General features: G+C 68.5%; 23 protein-coding genes, 1 tRNA gene and 1 pseudogene. 6 read left to right on the top strand and 19 right to left on the bottom strand.

Translation table 11 applies throughout. The annotated features are described in order from the left end of the window. Positions 1 to 182: 182 nt before the first annotated feature. From J5226_RS21045 to J5226_RS21060, 4 genes are all read left to right on the top strand, one after another. Positions 183 to 1,151: an AAA family ATPase gene (locus J5226_RS21045; RefSeq protein ID WP_215836731.1), complete on the top strand. Its 969-nt coding sequence runs from the start codon at positions 183 to 185 to the stop codon at positions 1,149 to 1,151. Positions 1,152 to 1,225: 74 nt separating this feature from the next. Beyond that, a complete protein-coding gene (locus tag J5226_RS21050; RefSeq protein WP_215840520.1) occupies positions 1,226 to 2,158 on the top strand; it encodes a DUF58 domain-containing protein in 933 nt (310 codons plus the stop codon). Next, positions 2,151 to 4,211: a DUF3488 and transglutaminase-like domain-containing protein gene (locus J5226_RS21055; RefSeq protein WP_255322876.1), complete on the top strand. Its 2,061-nt coding sequence runs from the start codon at positions 2,151 to 2,153 to the stop codon at positions 4,209 to 4,211. The genes J5226_RS21050 and J5226_RS21055 overlap by 8 nt, the downstream gene beginning before the upstream one ends. Next, on the top strand, positions 4,208 to 4,693 hold the full coding sequence (locus J5226_RS21060; protein ID WP_215836732.1) for a Slp family lipoprotein: 486 nt from the start codon (positions 4,208 to 4,210) through the stop codon (positions 4,691 to 4,693). The genes J5226_RS21055 and J5226_RS21060 overlap by 4 nt, the downstream gene beginning before the upstream one ends. A 93-nt stretch (positions 4,694 to 4,786) precedes the next feature. On the opposite strand, the gene J5226_RS21065 is transcribed toward J5226_RS21060, so the two are convergent. From J5226_RS21065 to dnaX, 5 genes and pseudogenes are all read right to left on the bottom strand, one after another. Further along, on the bottom strand, positions 4,787 to 5,140 hold the full coding sequence (locus tag J5226_RS21065; RefSeq protein WP_215836733.1) for a histidine triad nucleotide-binding protein: 354 nt from the start codon (positions 5,138 to 5,140) through the stop codon (positions 4,787 to 4,789). 159 nt (positions 5,141 to 5,299) lie between these two features. After that, the gene (recR, locus tag J5226_RS21070; protein ID WP_215836734.1) at positions 5,300 to 5,896 is read right to left on the bottom strand and encodes a recombination mediator RecR; all 597 of its coding nucleotides are present in this window, start codon (positions 5,894 to 5,896) and stop codon (positions 5,300 to 5,302) included. A gap of 34 nt (positions 5,897 to 5,930) precedes the next feature. Next, entirely contained in the window at positions 5,931 to 6,164 is a 234-nt protein-coding gene (locus J5226_RS21075; protein WP_215836735.1) for a hypothetical protein, read from the bottom strand. Positions 6,165 to 6,181: 17 nt separating this feature from the next. Further along, positions 6,182 to 6,502, bottom strand: a complete 321-nt coding sequence (locus J5226_RS21080) for a YbaB/EbfC family nucleoid-associated protein (protein WP_215836736.1) — start codon at positions 6,500 to 6,502, stop codon at positions 6,182 to 6,184. Positions 6,503 to 7,428: 926 nt separating this feature from the next. Next, a pseudogene (dnaX, locus tag J5226_RS21085) lies at positions 7,429 to 9,084 on the bottom strand (DNA polymerase III subunit gamma/tau); the annotation flags it as partial. A 289-nt stretch (positions 9,085 to 9,373) separates the two neighbouring features. On the opposite strand from dnaX, the gene J5226_RS21090 reads away from it, so the two are divergent. Beyond that, positions 9,374 to 9,466: transfer RNA gene (locus J5226_RS21090), tRNA-Ser, on the top strand. A gap of 285 nt (positions 9,467 to 9,751) precedes the next feature. Here the strand turns inward: J5226_RS21090 and J5226_RS21100 are convergent. From J5226_RS21100 to J5226_RS21125, 6 genes are all read right to left on the bottom strand, one after another. After that, a complete protein-coding gene (locus J5226_RS21100) occupies positions 9,752 to 9,991 on the bottom strand; it encodes a hypothetical protein (RefSeq protein WP_215836738.1) in 240 nt (79 codons plus the stop codon). Beyond that, on the bottom strand, positions 9,988 to 10,197 hold the full coding sequence (locus J5226_RS21105) for a hypothetical protein (protein WP_215836739.1): 210 nt from the start codon (positions 10,195 to 10,197) through the stop codon (positions 9,988 to 9,990). Before J5226_RS21105 ends, J5226_RS21100 begins: the two co-directional genes overlap by 4 nt. 14 nt (positions 10,198 to 10,211) lie before the next feature. Then, positions 10,212 to 10,442 (bottom strand): hypothetical protein, encoded by a 231-nt coding sequence (locus J5226_RS21110; protein WP_215836747.1) that lies wholly within the window; start codon positions 10,440 to 10,442, stop codon positions 10,212 to 10,214. Between the two features lie 258 nt (positions 10,443 to 10,700). Continuing rightward, positions 10,701 to 11,357 carry a hypothetical protein gene (locus tag J5226_RS21115; protein ID WP_215836748.1) on the bottom strand — a complete coding sequence of 219 codons (657 nt, stop codon included), beginning with the start codon at positions 11,355 to 11,357 and terminating at the stop codon, positions 10,701 to 10,703. A 66-nt stretch (positions 11,358 to 11,423) separates the two neighbouring features. Beyond that, complete coding sequence (locus J5226_RS21120) at positions 11,424 to 14,120, bottom strand: toprim domain-containing protein (RefSeq protein ID WP_215836750.1); 2,697 nt, start codon at positions 14,118 to 14,120, stop codon at positions 11,424 to 11,426. Between the two features lie 31 nt (positions 14,121 to 14,151). Beyond that, entirely contained in the window at positions 14,152 to 14,433 is a 282-nt protein-coding gene (locus J5226_RS21125; protein ID WP_215836752.1) for an ogr/Delta-like zinc finger family protein, read from the bottom strand. Between the two features lie 297 nt (positions 14,434 to 14,730). On the opposite strand from J5226_RS21125, the gene J5226_RS21135 reads away from it, so the two are divergent. Further along, on the top strand, positions 14,731 to 15,201 hold the full coding sequence (locus tag J5226_RS21135) for a helix-turn-helix domain-containing protein (protein WP_215836763.1): 471 nt from the start codon (positions 14,731 to 14,733) through the stop codon (positions 15,199 to 15,201). A gap of 559 nt (positions 15,202 to 15,760) precedes the next feature. Here the strand turns inward: J5226_RS21135 and J5226_RS21140 are convergent. From J5226_RS21140 to J5226_RS21180, 8 genes are all read right to left on the bottom strand, one after another. Next, a complete protein-coding gene (locus J5226_RS21140; protein WP_215840522.1) occupies positions 15,761 to 16,747 on the bottom strand; it encodes a phage late control D family protein in 987 nt (328 codons plus the stop codon). Next, positions 16,747 to 17,148, bottom strand: coding sequence for a phage tail protein (locus tag J5226_RS21145; RefSeq protein WP_215836765.1), 402 nt, complete (start codon positions 17,146 to 17,148; stop codon positions 16,747 to 16,749). The genes J5226_RS21140 and J5226_RS21145 overlap by 1 nt, the downstream gene beginning before the upstream one ends. Positions 17,149 to 17,150: 2 nt before the next feature. Continuing rightward, positions 17,151 to 20,120: a phage tail tape measure protein gene (locus tag J5226_RS21150; protein ID WP_215836767.1), complete on the bottom strand. Its 2,970-nt coding sequence runs from the start codon at positions 20,118 to 20,120 to the stop codon at positions 17,151 to 17,153. Positions 20,121 to 20,241: 121 nt separating this feature from the next. Then, complete coding sequence (locus J5226_RS21160) at positions 20,242 to 20,595, bottom strand: phage tail assembly protein (protein ID WP_215836778.1); 354 nt, start codon at positions 20,593 to 20,595, stop codon at positions 20,242 to 20,244. Positions 20,596 to 20,648: 53 nt separating this feature from the next. Continuing rightward, positions 20,649 to 21,161, bottom strand: a complete 513-nt coding sequence (locus J5226_RS21165) for a phage major tail tube protein (protein WP_215836780.1) — start codon at positions 21,159 to 21,161, stop codon at positions 20,649 to 20,651. A 15-nt stretch (positions 21,162 to 21,176) separates the two neighbouring features. Further along, entirely contained in the window at positions 21,177 to 22,343 is a 1,167-nt protein-coding gene (locus J5226_RS21170; protein WP_215836782.1) for a phage tail sheath protein, read from the bottom strand. A gap of 10 nt (positions 22,344 to 22,353) precedes the next feature. After that, a complete protein-coding gene (locus J5226_RS21175; protein ID WP_215836784.1) occupies positions 22,354 to 22,716 on the bottom strand; it encodes a GPW/gp25 family protein in 363 nt (120 codons plus the stop codon). Further along, positions 22,713 to 23,285, bottom strand: coding sequence for a phage baseplate assembly protein V (locus tag J5226_RS21180; RefSeq protein ID WP_215836786.1), 573 nt, complete (start codon positions 23,283 to 23,285; stop codon positions 22,713 to 22,715). Before J5226_RS21180 ends, J5226_RS21175 begins: the two co-directional genes overlap by 4 nt. Positions 23,286 to 23,364: the final 79 nt, after the last annotated feature.

Genomic DNA, 23,364 nt, shown 5'->3' on the forward strand with positions numbered 1-23,364 from the left:
GGGGGAACGTCTCGGCTCAAAGCATCGTCGTCGCACTGCGTTTTATTGACACCCATCGCAGAAGCGGGTTCCGCGCAACGACGGCGACGCTCACGAACCTGACAAAAACGACAGTTTCGACGCCTTGCGTTTCACGGCATCGAGGCTTCATCCACATCACGCTTTCTACGACGGCAGGCCCGATGAGCGCAGGCAAGATCACCGCAAACGGCGCGACGAACGACGCGATCATCCTAACCGATGCGCTGCGCGGCGCTCTCGAACAGGCGCAGGCGCAAGTCAACGCGCTGGTGCTGGGCAAGGCGCAGGCGGTGCGGCTGGCGTTCGTCGCGCTGCTGTCCGACGGGCATCTGCTGATCGAGGATTTGCCCGGATTGGGCAAGACCACGCTGGCGCACGCGCTGGCCGCGACGCTGGGGCTGGAGTTCCAGCGCGTGCAGTTCACCTCGGATCTGTTGCCGGCCGATGTGGTCGGCGTGTCGGTGTTCGATCCGACCTCGCGCCAGTTCCAGTTCCACCCCGGCCCGGTGTTCACCCAAGTGCTGCTGGCCGACGAGATCAACCGCGCGCCGCCGCGCACCCAGAGCGCGCTGCTGGAGGCGATGGCCGAGCATCAGGTGACCATCGACGGGCGCACCCATCCGCTGCCCGATCCGTTCTTCGTGATCGCCACGCAGAATCCGGTGGACCTGTCGGGCACCTACCCGTTGCCGGATTCGCAGCTCGACCGCTTCCTGCTGCGCCTGCATCTGGGCTATCCCGACGAAGCCGCCGAACGCGACCTGCTCGCCGGCACCGACCGCCGGCATCTGATCGCGCAGGCGCGCGCGGTGCTGTCGAGCGAGGACGTGCTGGCGATCCGCCGCGCGGTCGATTCGGTGTACGCCGGCGAATCGCTGATCGCCTACGTGCAGGCGCTGCTCGCGCGCAGCCGCAAGCACCCGGGCGTGCGCGTGGGCCTGTCGCCGCGCGCCGGGCTCGCGCTGCTGCGCGCGGCGCGCGCGTACGCGCTGCTGCTCGGCCGCGCGCACGTGGTGCCCGAGGACGTGCAGGCGCTGTTCGCCGCGGTCGCCACCCACCGTCTGGTCGCCGAGGCCGATGCGGCGGCCGATCTGGCCAAGTCGATCCTCTACGCCGTGGCCGTGGATTGAACGCGGCGATGGCCGGCACCGACGAGGCGCCCGCCTCCGCGCTGCGCGCGCTGTGGCGGCGCTGGCGCCTGCGCATGCACGCCTGGACCCGGCCGCGCCGGCCCGAAACCCTGCCCGTGCAGTTCGACCGCCGCCGCATCTACGTGCTGCCGACCGGTTTCGGTGCGTTCTACGGCGCCTTGCTCGGCGCGATGGTGCTGGGCGCGCTGAACTACAACAACAATCCCGCGTTCTTGCTGGCGCTGCTGCTCGGCGGCGCCGGCCTGGCCAGCCTGATCGCCGCGCAGTTGCAGCTCTCGGGCCTGCGCGTGATCGCGGTGGACGCCGAACCGGTGCCGGCCGGCAGCGCGATGCGCGTGCGCGTCCACGTGCGCGCCGCGCCCGACCGGCTGCGGCGCGGCTTGCAGGTCGACGACGGCATCGCGCGCGAGATCGAACCGGCGCGGCTGGACCTGGACCACGGCGTCGGCGAAGCCGAGCTGCACATCGCCACCCACCGACGCGGCTGGCTCGACCTGCCCAAGCTGCGCGTGTCCACCACCCGTCCGCTCGGATTGGCGCGGGCCTGGTCGCACCTGTGGCCGGAAGCGCCGCTGCTGGTGTATCCGGCGCCGGAAGCGCACGGCCCGCCGCTGCCGGTCGGCGGCGGCGATCAGACCGTGACCCGGGTCCATCCCAGCGGCGACGACGTGCACCACCTGCGCGGTTATCGCCCCGGCGACGCGCGCCGGGCGATCGCCTGGAAGCATTCGGCGCGACGCGACATGCTGTTGGTGCGCGAGTACGAACAGCCGCTCGGCGCCGACGTCGAACTGGAATGGCAGCGCCTGCACGGGCTGCAGCACGAAGCGCGGATCGCGCGGCTGGCGCGCTGGATCGACGAGGCCGAGCGCGACGGTTGCCGCTATCGCCTGAGCCTGCCCGGCCATCCCGCGCTCGGCCCCGGCAACGGCGCGGCGCATCGCCACGCCTGCCTGCGCGCGCTGGCGCTGCTGCCGCATGGCTAAGTCCGCGTCCGCCGCCGTCGCGCCCGCCGCGCCGATGCCGCCGATACGCGGCGGCAAGCCCGCGGCGATCGCGCTGGAACCCGGCGTGCGCCGCTGGGCGCTGCTGGCCGGCGCCAGCTGCCTGTTGCCGCTGCTGCTGCAGTTGCCGCCGTCGATCGCCGCGGTGATCGCCGTGGTCGGCATCGGCGTCGGCGCGCTGTCGTGGCGGCGCGCGCAGCCGGCGCTGCTGCGGCTGGTGCTGGTGATCGCGCTGGTCGGCACGGTGCTGGTGCTGGCGCGCTTCTCCTTCGGCCGCGACACCGGCTGCGCGCTGCTGGCGGCGATGTTCGCGATCAAGCCGGCGGAAACCTACACCTTGCGCGATGCGCGCAGCCTGATCGGTTTCGCCTTGTTCGGACCGTTCGCGACCTTCCTGCTCGATCAGGGGCCGCTGTCGCTGGCGTTGGGCCTGGCCGCGTCGGTGTTCGCCTTGGTCTCGCTGCAGCGGCTGGCCGAACTCGACGGCGTGGCCGCGCCGGGCCAGCCGCGCGCGCCGGCGCCGCCGGCGCGGCAGCAGCTGTGGTCGGTCGCGCGCCTGATCGGCATCGGCCTGCCGCTGGCGCTGGCGGTGTTCTGGCTGTTCCCGCGTCTGGCCGCGCCGCTGTGGGGCGTGCCCGACCGCGCCCTCGCCCGTCCCGGCCTGTCGGACCGGATGTCGCCGGGCGAAATGGTCGATCTGATGAACGACGAGACGGTGACCCTGCGCGCGCGCTTCAACGGCGACGCGCCGCCGACCTCGCAGATGTATTGGCGCGGGCCGGTGCTGTGGCACTTCGACGGCCGCAGTTGGACCCAGGCGGGCTGGTTCCGCGGGCTGCCGCCGCCGGCGTTCCAGCCTTCGGCCACGGTCTGGGACTACGAACTGGAGGTGGAGCCCACCGACGACCGCCAGTTCGTCGCCCTCGACCTGCCGCTCAACACGCCAGACGGTTCGCGCCTGAGCCACGACTACGGCCTCTACGCGCGGCGTCCGCTGGCCGCGCTCAGCCGCTGGCATCTGCGCTCCTCGCCGCCGCGCAAGTTCGAGCTGGACCTGCCCGCGCCGCTGCGCCGCGCCGCGCTGGAACTGCCGGTCGGCTACAACCCGCGCACCCTCGCGCTGGCCGCGCAGTGGCGGCGCGAGGCCGGCGGCGACGACGCGGCCATCGTCAAGCGCGCGCTGGACATGTACCACCGCCAGTTCGCCTACACCTTGGCCACGCCGCTGCTGGGCCGGCATTCGGTCGACGAATTCCTGTTCGAGCAGAAGGCCGGCTACTGCGAGCACTTCAGCTCCTCGTTCGTGGTGCTGATGCGCGCGGCCGGCGTGCCGGCGCGGGTGGTCACCGGTTATGCCGGCGGCTACTACAACCCGGTCGGCGGTTATTGGCTGGTGCGCCGCTCCGACGCGCACGCCTGGGCCGAGGCGTGGTTGCCGGGGCGCGGCTGGACCCGGGTCGATCCGACCGCCGCGGTCGCGCCCGAACGCATCTACGACACCCTCGCCGACCGCACGCCCGGCGCCGGCGGTTTGTTCGGCGGGATCGGCGCGGTCACGCCCTTGTTCAATCTCGGCGACTGGGCGCGGCGCGGCTGGAACGACTTCGTGCTCGGCTTCGACGCCAGCCGCCAGGAACGCCTGCTGCAGCCCTTGGGCGTGGACCGGCTCGACGGGCCGCGCCTGATCGGGCTGTTCGTGCTGTTCGCCAGCCTCGCCGGCGCCTGGATGGTGTGGCTCAGCAGCCGCGGCGAACGCCAGCGCGATCCGGTCCTGCGCGCCTGGCACGCGCTCGGCCGGCGCTACCGCCGCCTGGGCCTGGAGCGCGCGCCGCACGAGCCGGCCCTGGCCTGGGCTGAACGTGTCGGAAAGGCGCGGCCGGATCTGGGCGTGGCGCTGCTGCGGCTCAGCCAAACTTTCAGCGATTGGCGGTACGCTGGCAGCCAAGCCGGGCGGCGCGAGGCCCGAGAACTGCGCAACGAACTGGTCCGGGCGCTCCGCGCGCACCGCCCCGGCCGCACAGGAGAACCCCGATGAAGCTCCGACTTGCCTTGTTAGCCGCCGGCGTGGCGTTGCTCAGCGCCTGCGTCTCGGCGCCCCAGCCTTTGCAGGGCGCATTCACCGCGATCACCCCGTCCGACGCGGCGGCCCGCGATTCCACCGGCGCGACGGTGCGCTGGGGCGGCCGCATCGTCAGCGTCGAACCGCAGGCCAACCGCACCTGCTTCGAAATGATCTCGACCCGCCTGGGCGACAGCGCCCGGCCGTACTGGGCCACCGACGACACCGGCGGCCGCTTCCTCGCCTGCCGCACCGGCTTCTACGATCCGGCGCTGTTCGAGAAGAACCGCGAAGTGACCTTCACCGGCCGCATCGCCGGTTACGAGTCGCGCCGCATCGGCGAATACGACTACCGCTTCCCCAAGCTCGACGCCGACGTCGTGTACCTGTGGCCGGTGCGCCAGCAGGTCGACGTGATCGAACGCCCGGCGCCGTGGCCGTGGTGGGGTTGGTGGTGACGCCGGCGCGGAGCTGAGGCTCCGCCGCCCGGATGCGACGAAGGCGCCTTACGGCGCCTTCGTGCGTTTTGCGGCCGCGGAAATTTCGCGAACTCAGCGCGGCGTGCCGAAGCGGCCCAGGTGATCGCCGGCGAGCAGGTGCAGATGCAGTTGGAACACGGTCTGGCCGCCGTGCGCGTTGCAGTTCATCACCACGCGGTAGCCGTCGTCGGCGAAGCCTTCGCGCTTGGCGTACTGCGCGGCGGCATAGGCCAGCTTGCCGACCACGGCTTCCTGCTCGGGCTTGAGCTCGTTGAGCGTGGCGATCGGCGTCTTCGGCACGAACAGCACGTGCACCGGCGCCTGCGGGGCGATGTCGCGGAACGCGATCAGGTCGTCGTCTTCGTAGACGATGTCGGCCGGGAGTTCGCGGCGGATGATCTTGCCGAAGATGGTCGGGTCGGTCATGGGTCGAGGGCCAGGGGAATGAGGGGAATGAAGGGAACCGGGAATGGTTGGATCGTAGCAGCGTGATGCGGCTTGCAGGCTTCGGGTTCGCCGAACGGCCACTGAAGTCGCGAAACCCGCCATTCCCCGTTCCCCTCTTTCCCCTTACTCCCCTCGCCCTCAACCCACTTCCGTGCGGCTGCCGAACGCATGCGACAGCGTGCCGCGATCCACGTACTCCAGCTCGCCGCCCAGCGGCACGCCGTGGGCCAGCCGGCTCGGCTTGACCCCGTGCTGGCGCGCCAACTGCGCCAGATAGTGCGCAGTGGCCTCGCCTTCGACCGTGGGATTGGTGGCGATGATGAGCTCCTGCACCTCGCCCTCGCCCAGGCGCGCGGCCAGGGTGTCCAGGCCGAGTTCGCGCGGGCCGATGCCGTCGAGCGGGCTGAGCCGGCCCTGCAGCACGAAGTACAGGCCGCGGTAGCCGGTGGCCTGTTCGATCGCCAGCCGGTCGGCCGGCGATTCCACCGCGCACAGCAGGTGCGCGTCGCGCGCGGCGCTGGCGCAGGTCGGGCAGACCGGCGTTTCGCTGAAGTCGCGGCAGCGCGCGCAATGGCCGATCTTCTCGATCGCCTCGCTCAGCGCCTGCGACAAACGCTGGCCGCCGGCGCGCTCGCGTTCGAGCAGGTGGTAGGCCATGCGCTGGGCCGATTTCTGGCCCACGCCCGGCAGCACCCGCAGCGCGTCGATGAGTTGTTCGAGCAGGGCGCTGCTCATGCGCGCGCCCCGCCCGCGACCGCGGCGCCGGCGTTCACTCGGAGGTGGTGAAGGTGCTGCGCGCGGCCGGCTCGCGGTTCATCGAGCGCACCACGTTGAGCACGACGATCGCGCCGAGCAGCGGCAGCAGCCAGACCATCGCCGACTGGAAGCCCTTCTGCGCGCCGGTGAGGTCGGGCTCGCGCCAAACCGCCCAGGTGGCGTAGAGGTCCAAGCCGAACAGGCCGGCCGCGACCAAGAGCGCGGTGATACCAAAATGGAGTCCCATGATTCGGCCCGTCGCGATCAGAACGGCAGCTTCATGCCGGGCGGCATCGGCATGCCGGCGGTGGCCGCCGACATCTTCGCCTGCGACTCGGCGTTGATCTTGTTGACCGCGTCGTTGAACGCCGCGGCGATCAGGTCCTCGGCCATTTCCTGGTCGCTCAGCACGCTCGGGTCGATGCGCACCTTGCGGCACTCCATGCGGCCGGTGACGGTGACGTTGACCATGCCGCCGCCGGCGCTGCCGGTGACTTCGATCTTGGCCAGTTCTTCCTGGGCGCGCTGCACGTTTTCCTGCATCCGCTGCGCCTGTTGCATGAGTTGGGCGATGTTGCCGCGCATGGTGGTGGTCCTGCTGTGTCGTGAAAGGGTCGGTGGGCCGAGGGATACGGCGCCCAGTGAAGCACGGCGCGATGTCGGTCTAGGTGTTGGGCCGGCGGCGGCCGCGCGCAAGGGCGCGCGGCGCCGGCGGCTCAGGGTTCGTCGAAGGGGCGGATCGAATCGGGTACGACCTTGGCGCCGTATTGCTCGATCAAGCGGCGCACGTCGGGATCGTTCATGAACATGTCCTCGGCCCGCGCCTGACGCTCGTCGCGCGCGCGCAGGTTGCGCTCGTGGACCGATTCGCCGTTGCCGGCGGCGGCGCCGTCCGGCGCGGTCTCGAAGCGGATCTGCGGCGCCGCGCCGAGGCGCTGCGCCAGCGCGTCGGCGACCAGCTTGACCAGCGCCGGCGCCTTCAGGTGCTCGTCGTTGGGCCCCAGCGCCAGGGTCAGCACGCCGTGGGCGTAGCCGAGGAAGGCGGCGTGCTCGGCCAGGATCCGGGCCGGGCCGCGCAGGCCGCTGCCGTCGATCAGGGCGTGCCAGGCTCGGTCGTCGGCGATGCCGGCGCCGGCCGCCGGCGCGGCGGCGCGCGCGGGCATGGTGATCGGCTCGGCCGGGGCGAGGATCGCCTCGCGCGCGGCGGGCGCCGCAGCGACAGGCACCGGACGCGCGGGCGCGGCCTCGCGCGGCGGCGGCGCGTCGCGCGGGTCGTCTTGCGGCAGCGGGCCGGGCGACGACGCGGGCGCGGCGAGGCTGTCGGCGTCGCGCGGGTCGTCTTCGAACGGGTTGGCGCGAACCGGCGCGACGGGCTTCGCTGCGGCCGGCGCCGCCGCCTCGCTCTGGGCTTCGTCGAAAGGATTGGCGCGGGCCGACGCGGCGGGCTTCGACGCGACCGGCGCCGCCGCTTCGCGCGGATCGTCTTCGAACGGATTGACGCGGGCCGGCGCGACGGGCTTCGCTGCGACCGGCGCCGCCGCTTCGCGCGGATCGTCCTCGAACGGATTGGTGCGAGCCGGCGCGGCAGACTTCGCCGCGACCGGCGCCGCCGCTTCGCGCGGAACGTCCTCGAACGGATTGACGCGAGCCGGCGCGACCGGCTTCGGCGCGGCCGGCGCCGCCGCTTCACGCAGATCGTCTTCGAACGGATTGACGCGAGCCGGCGCGGCCGGCGCCGCCGCTTCGCGCGGATCGTCTTCGAACGGATGGGCGCGGGCCGGCGCGGCAGGCTTCGGCGCGGCGACCGCTTCGCGCACCGGCGCCGCCGGCTGGGCCGGTTCCGGCGCCCACGGCGGTGCGTCGTTGCGGTCCGCTTGCGCCGGCGCATCGGTGCGATACGCCGCCGGCGCCTCGCGCACCATCAGCGGCGCGCGCGCTTCGGCCGCGGGCTGGGCCTGAGCCGCCGACGCCCCGCCCATCTCGCGCATCGCCGCGGCCGCCTGGGCGGCGGCGTTGGCGTGACGCGCCGGTTCGGCGCGTCCGCCCGAACCCGGCGGCGGGGTCGCGTCGCCGCCCGCGCTGGGGCGGAAGGCCAACATGCGCAATACGCTCATCTCGAAGCCGGCGCGCGGGCTCGGCGCCAGCGGCAGGTCGCGGCGGCCGCTCAGGCACATCTGGTACCACAGCTGGATCAGCTCCGGCCGCAGTTGCGCGGCCAAGCCGTCGACGTCGACGCCGTCGGCTTCCACCGCCGCCTCCGGCACCAGCTGGCGCACCTGGATACGGTGCAGCGCATCGCCGAGCGACTCGAGCACGTTGCCCCAATCGGGCGAAAACTCGGCCAACGTCGCCACCTCGTCGAGCAGGCGGCGGCCGTCGCCGTCGGCCAGCGCCGACAGCACCGCGCCGACCCGGGTGCGGTCGACCGAACCGAGCATCGCCGCGACCGCGGCGCCCTGCAGCGCCTGTTCGCCGCCGGCGCCGCCGTAGGCGATGGCCTGATCGAGCAGCGACAACCCGTCGCGCAGGCTGCCGTCGGCGGCCTTGGCGAGTTGGCGGATCGCCGATTCCTCGGCCGGAATCTCTTCCGCCGCGAGGATGCGGGTCATCTGCCCGGCGATCTGCTGCTCGTCCAGGCGCTTGAGGTTGAACTGCAGGCAGCGCGACAGCACCGTCACCGGCAGTTTCTGCGGGTCGGTGGTGGCGAGCAGGAATTTCACGTGCCCCGGCGGCTCTTCCAGCGTCTTGAGCAAGGCGTTGAAGGCCGACTTGGACAGCATGTGGACTTCGTCGATCAGATAGACCTTGACCCGTCCGCGGCTGGGCATGTACTGCGCGTTGTCGATCACCTCGCGCACGTCGTCCACGCCGGTGTTGCTGGCGGCGTCGATTTCCAGCAGGTCGATGAAGCGGCCGGCGTCGATGTCGCGGCAAGCGTTGCACTCGCCGCACGGATCGGCCGAGGTGCCCTGCTCGCAGTTGAGCGACTTGGCGAAGATGCGCGCGATCGTGGTCTTGCCCACGCCGCGGGTGCCGGTGAACAAGAACGCGTGGTGCACGCGTCCGGTGCCGAGCGCATTGGTCAGCGCGCGCACCACGTGCTCCTGCCCGACCAGTTCGGCGAAACGCTTGGGGCGCCATTTACGGGCGAGGACGAGATAGGACATCGGATCCTTAAGACACGTTGGGCGGGGACACGGTGGACGGAGGCACGGTGGACATGACGCGTGGGCGGTCCGCGCGGCCGTCGAGGCGCCGCGGGGGCCGGCGACGGCGCCGCGAGCGGCGCGCGCCGGCCGGCGGCGCGATGCGCGCGGACCGGCCCCGCATTGTGCCACGCCCCACCCCCGCTCCCCAGATCGGCGGCGTCCGCCGGCACGGCAACTTGTCCATCGGCGCCGCGCCGGCTAGAATCCCTGGCCCTGCACGGCCCGCCGCTGGCGGCCGGACAGTTCCGGAGAGGTGTCCGAGTGGTTGAAGGAGCACGCCTGGAAAGTGTGTAAGCGTCTAAACCGCGCTTCGGGGGTTCGAATCCCCCTCTCTCCGCCAAACCAATGAAAAAGCCCCTAGAAATAGGGGCTTTTTTGTTGCCTACGTTTTCCTACCCATGTTTCTACCCACCGCCGCGAGCACGCTTTCTGCCCGCGATGTAGGCCCGAATTTCGGAGTCCAGCCAACGCACAGTTGTTCCGTCTTCGTCGGGAACTGGGACGGGGAACACGCCCTTTGCGATGCGCTGATAGATCGCCGTTTTCTTGAGGCCCACTTTCTCCTCAACCTCTTTGCGCCGCAGCAGACGTTCATTTGCCGGCACTCGACCTTGCGCTGTTCGCATCACGCCTCCCGCCAGCTCGCCGCCAGTTCGCGGCGGCGCCGTGGATCGGTGCGGACGGCGTTGTACCGCCGCAGCCAGATAAGGAAGGCCCGCAAACGGCACCAGCGATTCACGTCGCCGCCTGCGCTGTAGCAAATTCGGCCATTCAGGCAGGCCACCACGCGGCGGGAAGGGGTGCGGGTGCGCCGCTTACGCGCCACCCACACCTGCCCCGCCCCGATATCGGGGGATCGGCTCACTTGCAGCACTCCGCGCAGGTGAATTCGTTGACCCGGTGGCCGCGCCGCAGAACGATCCGCACCCGCCCGCCGCCGACGCCCTTGGCGGCGTTGCAGCGATGGCAACGCCGGGCGATGACCGTCAGCGGCGACGGCACAGCGGGGGTGAGCCTGCCGGGAACAGCAACGTCCTGGCGGGGCGTCTGCCGCCCGCCAAAGCGGTTCATGGTCCTGGCCATCCTCAAGCCCCCCTCGCGAACGCCAAAGGGAACTGAACGACCCCGGCGACGACCTGGGGCGCGGCCGGGGTGACCGCGGTCGGCTCCGGCCGCCGGACGGGCGCCCGCCGCTTGGTGTTGAGCCGGCGCCACTGCGCGAGCGCGTCGCCCACGCTCGGGTGCTTGGCGGTCTGCCGGCACTCGCATTCCAGAAGATGCCCGCCGCCCGCCTGGGGACGGCGCAGGTCGTGCATGTGGCGCACTGCATGACCCTCGGCGCAGGGCGGCAAGGTGACTTGGTGGGCAATCTGCCGTTGCGTCATACGGCCTCCCGGACGCGGCGCACGGCCTGTGCCTGGGCCGGGGCACGCAAGCCGATGGCGGACGCGGCGCAGGCGTCCAGGGCGAGCCGCAGTTCGCGCCCGGCCTGAGCCTGGGCGCGCCGACGCGCCCAGGCACGCCCAACCCCACAAACCCCGCTCACGCACCCGCGAACGGCTTGGGAAAGGCGCTCAAGCATGGGCGCCCCCTTCGGCCGGCAGCAGGTCGGCGAGCGGCGCCGGAAGCGGCCAAGCGTCGAGCGCGGTTTGCAGCGCCGCCGCGATGCCTTCCAGCGAAGCGGACTTGAACTCATAGCGTCCGAAGGGGCCAAGGTCACGAACCTCGTTCGCGACGCCGCCGTGACGGACGATCAGCAGCCAACCGTTCTCATCGCGGCTCCAAATCTCATTGAAACCGACACTTCTCGCGCCGCCTTCGTAGATCGCTGTTCGGTGGATGCAATCGTTATGGACTTCCGCCGTCAAGCGAATGCACGGTTCGGCGCGCAATTCGGGATTGAACTTGCGCATCCGTTCCGCCCTGGCGGCGTAGCCTGCCGCTGCCTTGTCCGCGATTCGCGCCCTGGCCTCATAGTCCGCCGCCGACACATGCCGCTTCCGCAGCGACAAGAGCGGGTGCAACAGCGCAGCGGCCGCCGCTGCGCGGCGTTGTTTGGCCTCGGCCAAATAGCGTTCGTGGGCCGCATCCAGATAAAGCACGCAGGCGCGGGCGTGCGTGGTCAAAACGCTGTCGAGATTCCCGGCCGTGATAGCCTGAGCCCCGGTCCCGGTGCCGTGATCCGCGTGGCGTGCGTCCGCTGCCGGCTGCATGTCGGTCGTGTGTTGCATAGGTTTCTCTCCGTTGCTTCGTGGTGATGGCCTTGGGGAGAGCGGCAACTCTCCCGCCGGGACCGCTTAGGATTCGCGCTGGAACACCCAGCACTTTTTCGCCCCGTTGTTGATACGGGAATTGATCGTCTTGTGATCGACGAACTTGCGCGCACGCGATGTGCGCAAAATGGATTTGAGTTCGGACAGGTCGCAGGGCATCCGACTGCCGGCGCGCATGACCCGCGCCTCAAACTCGACCAAGCTGATAGCGATGAGGTTCGGGTCGCGCGAGTGATTCAGCGTCGTGCCGTCGTGGTCTCCGCCCAGGAAGTCGTAAAGCTCCCAGAACGTTTGCACGTGGGCGTGATCGATATCGAGCGCTACTTGTCGCGCTAGGGCCATCTCGATCAAAGCCGCGTGCGTGGCGCGGTGCTGTTCGTCCGTCAACGGCGCCACCAGCTTCAAGGCGTCGACCAATGCCATCATTTGCGCATGGTTGTGCGCGAGGCGCACGTTCTTCATATCGCCCAGGCCCAACAGTTGGTTAGCGTAGTCCTTGGCTGCATCGTTGACGATGCGCAACACCTCGGCCTCACGCTGGGTCGCCATCAGCACGAAGGCCGACACCTCCGATACGTCGATAGCGGCCAACTGCTCGGCAATGGCCTTGTTCTCGCGACTGTGCAACGACTTGTCGAACGTCATATGCACGATGCGCTCCAACACGGCGCGGCTCGCGGATACCGGCGCGTTCTGTTCGATCAAGAGCGCGCCGCGAAACGGCGGGTCGTGGGTGTCGGTGCCGGTGTTCTTGACACCGATCGCGCGGCCAATGTGCCCATTGAACATGGGCTTAATTTCTTCCCAATCGAACTTCTTTTGCTTCAAGTCGTCCTCTTTGCCGCGATCCGCTTCGATCAGGACGACCGGCAAATTGCCGACCTGGGTATAGGTGCGAATGCGCCCCGCGAGCGAGGATTTCGACGGGTCGATGCCTTCGTGCCCGACCCGGCCAACCAGCTTCCACAAAAAATCGATCAGCGTCGATTTGCCGGTGCCGGGCTCGCCGGACATTTCAAGAAACGGATAGCTCTGTTGCTTGGCGCGGATTTGCTCCACGAACAGCGAGCCGAACCAAAACGCGGTTGCCACCATGCCTTTGACGCCGTAGCAGGCCCAAATCATGTTCAGCCAATCGCTTCGGTAGTCCTCGCGCTTGCGGTTGATGGTCAGGGTCGTGCTAAGGCTCAGGCTCTTTATCGAGAGCTTGTTCATATCAAAATAGTCCTCGTCGTTGCGTTTGTAGACGGCGCCGTCTTTGACGGCCACGTCGCCGAACACGTAGCAGCCGTGTTCGCGGGCGTAGCCAATGAAAGGGATGGTTTCGACCGTTTTCAGGCCGTACAAGGTCGCTTTCGCGATGCGGATAACCTGCGCGGTGGTGCCGTCCCAGAACGCGCCGGACGCCAAGTCCAACAGGCGATTGCGGAACTCGGTCGCCGACGTAAGTTGATTGGACTTGAACGTGCCTTTGATTTCGGTTCCGTGATACGGGCCGGGCGGGAACGTCACGCGGTAGTAGTACCAACTTTCGCCGGTTAGCCGATTGGCTTGGTAGTACAGCGGTTGCGGATAGCAGTTGCAGATTTCGGACACGCACAGCGCCTCGGTCAACGCCGCGTCGCGCACTTCATCGTCGGACATGTCGTCGGAGTCGCTTTTCAACTTTTCGCGTGCTTCGTCGTAGGCTTTTACGTCGAAGCTCGACCAATACAGGCGGCGACCGTGTTCAAAGTAGAACGTGGCGCGCCCGACGCGCTTGTGCATGAGCCGGGCTTTCTCGCTCGGCGTCGTGGCTACCAGCAACGCGCCGTGGTACAGGAACGTTTCCAGATCGACCGGACCCAGCGTGTTGCGCAGGTGCAAATCGTTCCAATCGATTTTTTGCGATCCAGACTGCGGAATCTGCGCCGCCTTGGATTTCCAGCCATCGGCCAGTGCCCGCGCATGCCACTTGGCGGTGTAGTCGCGCCCCGCCTTGTCGCCGTCCAGCGCCCACACCAGCACCGGAAGCGGTCGGCCGGCGGCTTCATAAGCGGCGCGCAGTCGCGCTAGCGCAACATCCGGGTAGTTGTTGCACGACAACAACGCGCGGGCGGCGACGCCGTGGTGTTCCAGCGCGATTGCATCAAAGATGCCCTCGACCAGCCACAGTTCCGCAGGCCATTGCGCGCTGTCCAGCATCTGCCACCATTCGCCCGCGCGGTCTTTTCCGTAGGCGAATTTCGCTTTTTGCTTGCCGAACCGTTCGGCGCGGTCAATGAAGCGTTCCCACCAACTGCCGCCGGGCAGCGGGAAACGGACGGTCGCCGTCGTGATCTTGAGTTCGGCGTCGCGGTGCCATTCCTGGGTATACAGGCCGCGCAGCCGCGACAGATCGAAGCCCCGCGACTCGGACAGGTAGGCATCGGCGGCGGCGTGCGGCTTGTCGGCCGTCTGCGGGTTGCGGTCGGAGTACGCCTCGAACAGATCGGGGTACAACTGGCGCACCGACACCCAGGCCCCGCAGTTGTTCGCACGGCCGCATTTGAGCGTGTTCGGCTTCGCCTCACTGGTGAACAGTTCCTTGTGGCCGCACTCGGGGCATTTGCCCTCCTGCAAATAGCCGCTGCGCGACTTAAACCCAAAGTCGTTGCGCAGGCGCTTCACAATGTCGTTTACAAGTGCTTCGTTCATTTCTTCAGGCAACAAGGGGCCGTGCCCGGCCAAAGTGCCGCGCAAAGGCAAGAGCTAGGGAGAGCCGCCGAAGCGGTTACGCGGGGTCGTTCGCGGCGTCGCGGAACGCCAGTTCCAATTGCAGACTCAGATTGCGCAGCTTCACGGTCTTAGCGAAGGGCAACGTAATTTCGGGGTTGGGGCAAGCGGACGGCGAGACGGTGCGAACGGCCACAAGGTCCGCGACAAACACATGCCCGCACAGATCGTTACTGCACCGGAACACAAGTTGACGATAAAGCGCCGTCATGGGTTGGCTGGAGCGCACATAGGCGATGACTTCGCAGTGCGGGCACAGCATCGTGACGATGCGGCTCACTCGTCCCCCTGATCGATGACCCCGCGCTTGATGCCCAGTAGTACGGCCGCGCGGTGCGCCTCGCCCCGAACGGCAGGGCTCACGCCGCTGAGGACGTGATAGACGGTTCCCGCTGAAAGGCCGTGCTTACGTGCGAACTGAGCGACGCTAACGCCGCGTCGGTGTAGATCGGCCTTGGCCTGTTTCTTGGTGCGGATGCGTGCCGGATTTGACATTGGTGTGAACAAAGATAAGTTCGTACAAGTTCCGAGACATGATTGTCTCGTTTTGTTTACATGTCAATAGCTGGAGTTCGTTTTGTTTACTATCGCAAGTCGCCTCAAGGAAGAACGTGAACGCCTGGGGCTCAAGCAGGCCCCGATGGCGGACGCGTGCGGCGTATCCCGTCCTACTCAGGTCGCATACGAAAGCGGCAACCGCGTTCCCGACGCGGCCTATCTCGCGCTTGCCGCGTCGCTGGGTGTGGACGTGGGTTACATCATCACGGGCATGGCAACCGCGATGCCGCGTCCCGAGGAAGTCGAGTTGTTGCGACGCTACCGCAGCGCGTCAGCGGAATATCGCAATGCAGCGATGGCCGTCCTTGGCGCCGCGCTGCAACCGATGATGGCGGCGCAGGCTCCGAACGATCAGCAAACGCGAGGCGGCGCAGTCGTTGGCGGCGACGTTCACGGACAAGTTTTGTCGGGCAATCAGACCATCGGAAGCCAAACTTTGCACATCGGCGGCGCCGGCCAGAAGGCCAAAAAAAAGGGCGCGACGAAGTGACGCACGGCGTCAACGTCAATCACTACATTGGCGGTGACGTACACATCGGGTCATTCGTCATGTATGCGGATTTGCCGCATGCGCTGCATGGCTTTGCGCGAGCAGCTTTGACGGGTTCGCCGGAATGGTCGCAATGCGCGCTCATGCAGCGAGCCGCGAACGAACCTGCACGCGGTCGGCGCAGCGGCAAAGGGCGGCGCCAACCGTGCGACCGACCGTGCGCAGTTCGCGCAAAACAGCCCAGCCCGCGCCCGGTGTTCGGGTACGAACAGCGCGACACCGCGTCGGGAAACAGCGCGCCGACGTGTAGGAAAAATCCTAGTCCGCAAATCACGGTGTGGCGTCAGGAAAAAACGCCCCTGCTGCACATGCTGCCGGGGCGGGTTGTTGACCAGGGAAGAGAGAGGACGCCGGCGCTTGGGGTCCATGCGGTCGATTCGTCGCGATCCATCGCAACGCGAAGTGGCCGAGGCGTCCGCGCACAGTATCGCGGCGGACGGGGTGCGCTGCCTAGCGGGCTCGTGCCCGCCTACGGGTAAGAAAACACCCTCGCCCGGCATCAGCCCCCGCCGGCTTCCAGGTCCAGGCTAGTGCGCAATCCCTCCGATGGATTCATGGTGTGCGTAGCTTTGGCGATCAGCCACGACACGCCGTCGATTTCCGGTTTGAACCCGCGCACGCGCACGCGCTGTTCGGGATAGAGTTCCGGCCGGCCGACCGCCAGGGTTAGGCCGAACGTCGCCGCGCCGCGCTGCACGCGCGCCCATTCGGCTTGCGCATGTTCGCGGGCCTGCGTTTCGTTCGGGAACGTTTCGCCCAAGCGCTTCGCGTTCCCACTCTCGCCGACCAGGACGGATTTGCGGTTCGCCCCCTCGCGGTCGGACCAGTACGCGCGCACGCCGCTGTAGCGGTCGCGGTCGGCGTAGGCGAAGCGGTGCCGCTCGCAGTCCTTGCGCTGCACGGTGGCTTCCGGGATCGCGGCGCCGCTTGCGGTGCGCCCGCTGCCGACCGGCGCGAACAGCAGGCACCCGGCTTTGACCGTCGCCACGGCGTCATAGCGCTTGCCCAGGCGAGCCAACAGCGCCACGTCGCTTTCGGTTTGGTCTAGGTGCGCGACGGCGACGCCGGCCAGCGCGGGCGCGATACGGGGCTGCAAGCCATGTTCGCCCGCAATCTCCCGCAGCACCGTGCCCAGCGTGGCGCCGTGCCACGAACGCTCACGGCGGATGCGCAGCGGCTTGGTCAGGTCCGCGCTACGGCCGCGAATCGCGATCACGCTCGGCGGCCCCGAATGCTCCACCTCGTCAACCGTAAACGTCCCCTTGTCCACCAGCCCGCCATCGCGCCAGCCCAGCGCGACCGAAAGCGCGACGCCGCGACGCGGCAGCGCCATCGCGTTATCCGGGTCCAGCACGGTCAGGTCCAGTTGGTCGGCTTCGCCGTCGCGGGATTCGATCAGCGTCAGGTCGAGCAAGTGCGGGTCGATGCGGTCGGTCAAATCCTTGCCGTCGAGCGTGACCCGCCACGCCGGGATCGCATGCGCGATCATGCGCGCCGCTCCGCGTCGCGGTTGTCGTCCACGCGGGTCAACGTCATGGTGAACTCGATGCGCCACGCCGCGCCATCCGCAAAGAACTGTGTTTTGACTTCGTTGACCTCGCCCACCGTGAACGCGCCGTAGACCACGCCCGTACCTTCCACCAATGCATACGCGTTGCCGTCGTCGGCCATCGCCCGCAGTACGTCGAGCGAGGCCGCCATGCCGGTCAACTCCGGTGCGATCAAGCCCGATAAGCGGATGGTGTCATCGCCGGGACCGACGAACTGTCGCGACGGGCGGGCGCCGAGGCGGTCGGCCGCGACGTGTCGCCATGTGGTGCTGCGTTCCAGACGGTCATAGGCGAGCGTCGGCAGGGAGAAAACGAACGTATCCAGGGCCATCAACATCGTTAGTCGTAATCGGCGTAAGTCGAGCGTTGGCGAGCGGCGCGCTCGCGTTCGATGCGTTCCAGTTCCGCGCGGACGGCGGCGGCGATGGCCTGTCCGGTGTCGGTGTCGCGCACATGAATGTGAATCTCAATCGGTGCCGGCGGCGGCGCGGCCGATACGGCGGCTGCACGCGGCGCCAGCGGCGGGCGTTGATCGATCGCCACGGCCGGCGCGGTCGCCGCGGTCGTTAGCGCCAGCGCCGCGCCGGCTCGCTGCATGCCGCCGGTCACGCGCGTCAACGCCGCCAGCGGCGCCGACTGGCTGCGGTCCAGGCCGACCGCAAGGCCGGTCATGGTGTGATCGCCGAACCGCGCGAACACCCGCGACGGGCTGCGAATGTCCAGGCGCTTAGCGAACCATCCGGCGACGTTGCCGGCGACGTTGGTCACCGTGGACTTGAGCGCATCCAGACGGCCCAACACGCCGTTGATGAGCCCTTGCACCATGTCCGCGCCGAACTGCACGAAGCGCGCCGGCCAGCCCAGAAACACGCCGTTGATGCCGTTCCAGAGCATACCCAGCGCATCGCGCAGCCGCGCCCCGTCGCCTGTGAACACGCCGACCAGCACATTCCATCCGCCGCGCACGATGTTCTGCAGGGCGGCCCACAGGCCGACGAAGTAGCCGCGCAGCGCGTCCCAGTTCGCCGCGATGAGCCCCAGCGGCGAATAGGCGAACAAGGTTTTGAACCATCCGGCCAGCGTGGTCACCACAGCGATAACCGCGCGGACCTGCCCGGCGACGAACGAACCCAGCACCGCGCCGAACGCGCGGCCGTTGGCGGTCGCCCCGGCGAGTTGGTCGGCGGTGGCCTGGAACGGCGTAAACAGATCCCGCACCCAGCCGCCGACGACGGCCAGCGCGGCGCCGACCGCTTCCCACAGCGGGCGCAGCGGCGACAGCGCATCGGCCAGGATGGCGCCCAGCGGCGCCAGCTCGGCCAGGACCGGCCGCAGCGCATCGGAGAAGCCCGCCCACAGGCCGATGAAAAACGCCTTGATCGGCGCCCAATACTTCCAGACCGCCAGGGCTACGGCCGCCAGCACCGCCAGCAGCGCCAGGACGGGCGCGGAGAGCCCGCCCAGGACCGGCAGCAAGGCGCGAGCCCCGTTCATCAGCAACGGCAGCACGCGCCCGCCCAGGCCGCTTAGCGCGGTCTGTGCCTGGGTCAGCGCCGGACCCAGCGACGCGAGGCCATAGCGGATCACGGCCAGCGGTCCGAGCAGGCCGGCCAGGACCAGGGCCAGACCGCCGACGACGGACAGCAGCACCGCCCCGGCCGCCGCCGCTTTGACCAGGCCGGCGGCCATCGCCGGATTGGCCGCGATCCAGGCGCGGGCGGCCTGGGTCGCGCCCTTGAGTTGGTCGCCCAGGCCGCGCAGTTCCGGGGCCAGCAGCGCGCCGGCATCGCTGGCGAAATTGCGGCCGGTATCGCGGGCGTTGGCCCAGATCGCCGACAGGTTGTTTGCGCGGGCCGACGCCTCGCGCTGCGCCGACCCGCGCGCCTTGGCGCTCTCGGTCAGCGCGATTTGCTTTTCGTACTCCTTGAGGTTGTTTGCGAGCTTCGCCGCGTCGTCGCCGAACTCCTTTCCGAAAAGCTGGGTCGTGACGGTCAGTTGATCTTTGCCCGGAAGCGACTTGATCGCCTTCAACACCGACAGAATCGTGCCCTGCGCATCGTTCACCATGCGCTGTTGCACCGCGTCCGCGTCCAGGCCCAAGGCGCGCAAGCCCTGTTGAAAGCGCTTGCCCTGCATCGTCGCCACGGCGAGTTCGCGCACCATCGCGTTCGCGGCGCTGGCGGCGACCTCGGGCGCGCTGCCCAGCGACAGGAACGTGCTACCCAGCGCCGCCGCCTGCTTGTAATTGAGCTTGTCGGCCACGCCGCCCAGGCGCTGCATGACCTCGATAATGTCGCGGCCCTGCGACTGCGCGTTGTCGTCCAGATAGTTGATCGCGTCGCCGAGGTCGTCGATGTTCGCAATCGGAATCTTGTAGAGATTCGCGATTTTGCCCATGCTCTCGCCGATTTCATCGGTCGGCAGATTGAACGCGTCGGCCAGGATGGAAACGGACTTGGTGAAGGCAAGAATGTTGTCCTTGCCCTGGACGCCCATGCGTGCCGCGCCCTCGGCAATCGCCGCCAATTCTTCGGCGGTGCCCGGCAGGCGTTCGGACAGCGCTTGCAGCTCGCGGCCCATTTCGTAATACAGCGGCGTCAGCTTGCCGAACTCGTCGCGCGTGCCTGCAACCTGCCGCGCAACGCCGGTCATCGCATCTTCAAACGACGAATAGGAGCGCACCGCGAACGCGACCGGCGCGGCCAGCGTCGCACCGGCCGCGCCAATGCCGGCGCCAGCCCCGGCCAGCGCGCCGGCTCGCTGCTGCGAGCGGGCCATGCGCTGCTGCGCGGCCTGGGCTTGGCGGGCCTGCTGCGACAGCCGGCCGAGTTCGGCCCGCTGCGCGGCGACGCGCTGGGTCGTTTGCGCCACATCGTGCGCTAGGCGGCGCTCATGCTCGCCCAGGCGCTTGACCTCCACGCCCGACGCGGCCAGCCCTTCGCGTGCGCTCTTGAGCGCTTGCAGCTTGCGAATGTGCGCGGAGCGCAGCCGTTCGGTCGCCCGCTCGGCCTTCGCGTAGTCGCGCGACATGCGTTCGCTGGCGACGCCGACGCGCTGCATCTCGCCGCGCATCGCGTTCAATTTCTGCTGCGCGGCCTTGAGCGCAAGGCCGCTGGCATCGGTTTCGTTCTTGAGCCGGCGGAAGCCGGCAATCTGCTGTTGTGCGCGCTCCAAGCCCTTGAGCTTGTCTTGCGTCTCGCGCAAGGCGCGGGAAGCCGCTTGCGCGGCGGCGGCGACCTGCTGCATCGGCTTCGTGGTGCGGTCAAGCACGTCAAGCCGCAGTTTCAACGCCAGATCGCCGCCGCTCATTCCTCAACACCGCTCCGCACACGGGCGCGCTCGCGCCATGCGACTAACTCACTTAGGGAGAAGTCCCCCATGACGGCGGGGGACCAGCCGAACACGGCGGCAATGTCCGCCATCGCGTTTTCTACGCAGTCAGGGAGCCCGCCCGCTGCGCCCTCGTCAGAAAAAAATCCGCAATCGCCATCGCGAACTGCGCGGTATCGGCGGGGTCGAGCTGGGCCACGTCGAACGCGGTCAGGGTCGGCAGGGTGACGCGCGGCAGCACCTTATGCACGGCGTCGACCTCCATGCGCATCAGGTCGAGCATGGACAGGCCGCGCAGCTCGCCCGAGGCCGGGCGGCGCACGGTGACGGCGGTGATTTCGCTGTCGCCGCGCTTGAGCGGCTGTTCCAGGGTGATGACGGCGGAGCCGACCGCCGTGGCGTGCGCAGCGGCGGCGCTGGCGGCGGCCACGGCCGCCGGGGAAGACTTGGACATTCGGGGAATTCCTTGCAGGGAGAGAGAAGGCCCGGCACGACGCCGGGCAGAACTTACAGGCCGAGCGCGGCGCGGCGCTGCGCGAGCCGATCCACGCCGCCGACGATTTCGATCATCGAAAGGCGGTCGCACTCGATCTCGGTCGCACCGTTGACGGTGAGGCGGTAGTAACTGCACGTGGTCTTGATGGCGAATTCGGTTTGTTCGCCAACCTTCGCCGTGCCCAGCGCGATTTCCTTGTGCCGGCCGCGCACGACGATTTCCACCGCAAGCACTTCGCCGGTATCGGCGCGCTGGTAGGCGCCCGCGAACCGAATCTGCACCGCGTCGTGGCGAACGGCGCCGTACTGGCGCAGCACGTCCACGACCAAGCCGCCGCACTTCCATCCGAACTCAATCGGGCCATCGGGGCCGTTGTCCAGATCGACGGGGCCGGACATGCCACCGGCCAAATACGGCGTCATGCTGCGCACCAGCGGCGGCAATTCGACCTCGGTCACCAAGCCGGCGTAGCTGGTGCCGTTGTGGAACACATGAAAATTACTCAGTACAGCAGGCAGTGCCATGCATTCTCCAAAGGATCAGGCGACAAGACGGTTTGCGAAGTCTTGGAAATACGTATCGGTGATGGACTGATAAAGCGTGATGTCTTCGGCGGGCGGCACGGGCGTGAAGTTGTGTGCCAACGAGAGCTTTCCGCTGAACAATCGCTCTTTGGAGTTCAACTCATCGTCGAACCAGCACTGGCCGCCGATCAGGTATTGCCGGCGCGTCCAGTCGCGAAAGCGCGCATTGCCCTCATCGAGAATGTCGCGAACGAGCATCGTCGTAAGCGGGCCGTCCACCATTCGCCCGCTGATTTCGGCGAGCGTGTCCGCGACCACGTGCGCGGTTCGCACGAACGGCTCAAACGCGAACTGCGGATCGTCGCTGCACGTGCGCGAGCCCCAAAAGCGATAGCCGTTGCTGTTGATGAGCGTCGTCACGTCGCCCGCGTTGAGATAGCCCGCGTCCGTGCTGGGGTCTTGCAAGTCCCAAAACACGTCGCGCGACAGGCCCGTGACGCCCGCGACCGCGACGTTCGACAGCGATTTGTGCCAGCCCTGTTCCTGATCGATCATGGCGCGCAGGCCGAGGGCGCGAGCCGTCGCGTAGGCGTTGTGCGCGGTGCTGGTCGTGGTGTCGAACGACACGAAGTCCGGCCAGATGACCATCAGCTCACGCTGCGCGAAGTTCTTGCGGTACAACACCGCGTCTTCCTTCGTCGCGCTCGCTGCCGCGCTCACATAGGCCATTGCGCGCAGGCGCTTGGCGATCACGGCCAGGGCCACCGCGACCGGCTGGGTATCCAGACCGGGCGCGCCGAGGATGCGCGGGCGCACGCCGAGCTGCGCCTGAGCCGCCAGCAGCGCATAGAGGCCGGTGAAGCTGGCGCCCTCGGCGCTGCCGATAACGGCGCTGGTCGTCGCGGCGTCGTCGCTGCCGGTCGGCACGCGAACCACGATGGTCGGCGTATTGCATTGGTCGGAAATGGCTTGCAGCGTCGGCCGCAGCGTGCCGGTCTTGCCCGCCTTGGCGAGCGCGCGGCGAACGTCGGTCAGGACGACCGGCCGATCAATCGGGAACGTCGCGGCGTCGGCGTCGGTCGAGGTGCAGACCACGCCGATAACGGACGTGGCGACGGCGCGGACGGTGCGGGCACCGCCCTTGACCTCGATGACGCGAACGCCGTGGTGAAAATCATCCAAAGGGAAACTCCTAGGGGAACAAGCGCAGGGGGAGCGGGACGGAAAGGGACGCGGGCACGCGCCGGCCGCCGGGGTCGATGCGTTCGACGGTCAGGGTCAGTTCGGCGGCGCCGGGCCGTGCGCCCGGTTCCAGTTGGATGCGGCGCACACGCACGCGCGGTTCCCAACGCTGCAACGCCGTCGCGGTCGCGCCGTAAATGCGCGTGCGCGTGGCCTCGTTGAGCGCTTGGTCAATCAGTTCCGGCAGGCGCGACCCGTAGTCGCGGCGCATCACGCGCGAGCCCAGCGGCGTACACAGAATGTCCGCGATGGATTGGCGCAGGTGCGCGTCGCTGTCGAGCGCGCGGCCGGTAGCACGATCCATGCCCGTCATACCGGCCGCCCGGACTTTCCGCCGCCCGGCTGCACGCCGCCGTGCGGGTGCGTTTCCAGGCTCACGCCCGCGCCGACCACATCGCCCGACGCGGTGACCTTGCCGTCAATCGACGCATCGCCCTTGATCGTGGTCGCCCCAAAGATCGTCACCGGGCCGTTGATGGTCAGCCCGCCATCGGCGGTCAGCGTGGCCGTGCCGCCGCCGGGCAGCGTCGCGGATAGCGCATGCGCCTCGTCGTCGTAGGCGATGACGGCGCCGTCGCTGTAGCGCGTTACATGCCGGCTAGGCGCATCGTCGGGCGACGGGTTCGCGTCGCTGTACTCGGAACACAAGATGAAACCGCCGGTCGTCTCGCCCTGCGGGCAAACGAGAATGACTTGCTCGCCGATGCTGGGTGGCGACCACACCGCCCGGCGACCGGCGCGGGCAGTGCCCCACTTGAGAAAGTCGGTCAGCAGATCGCCCGAGGCGACGCGGGCGCGTTTCCTTTTGTAATCAATTTCGGCAATGGTGCCGACGCGAATCATGTTCGCGAGTCGGCGAAGAAGGTCGGCGTTGCGTTGCATACCGACAAGGATCGGGCGCACGTCCCGTGCGCTCACGAAAGCGCGAGGGTGTAAGCGGCTTACACCCTGCGCTGTGCCG

Source organism: Lysobacter sp. K5869, from assembly GCF_018847975.1.
Lineage (GTDB): Bacteria > Pseudomonadota > Gammaproteobacteria > Xanthomonadales > Xanthomonadaceae > Lysobacter.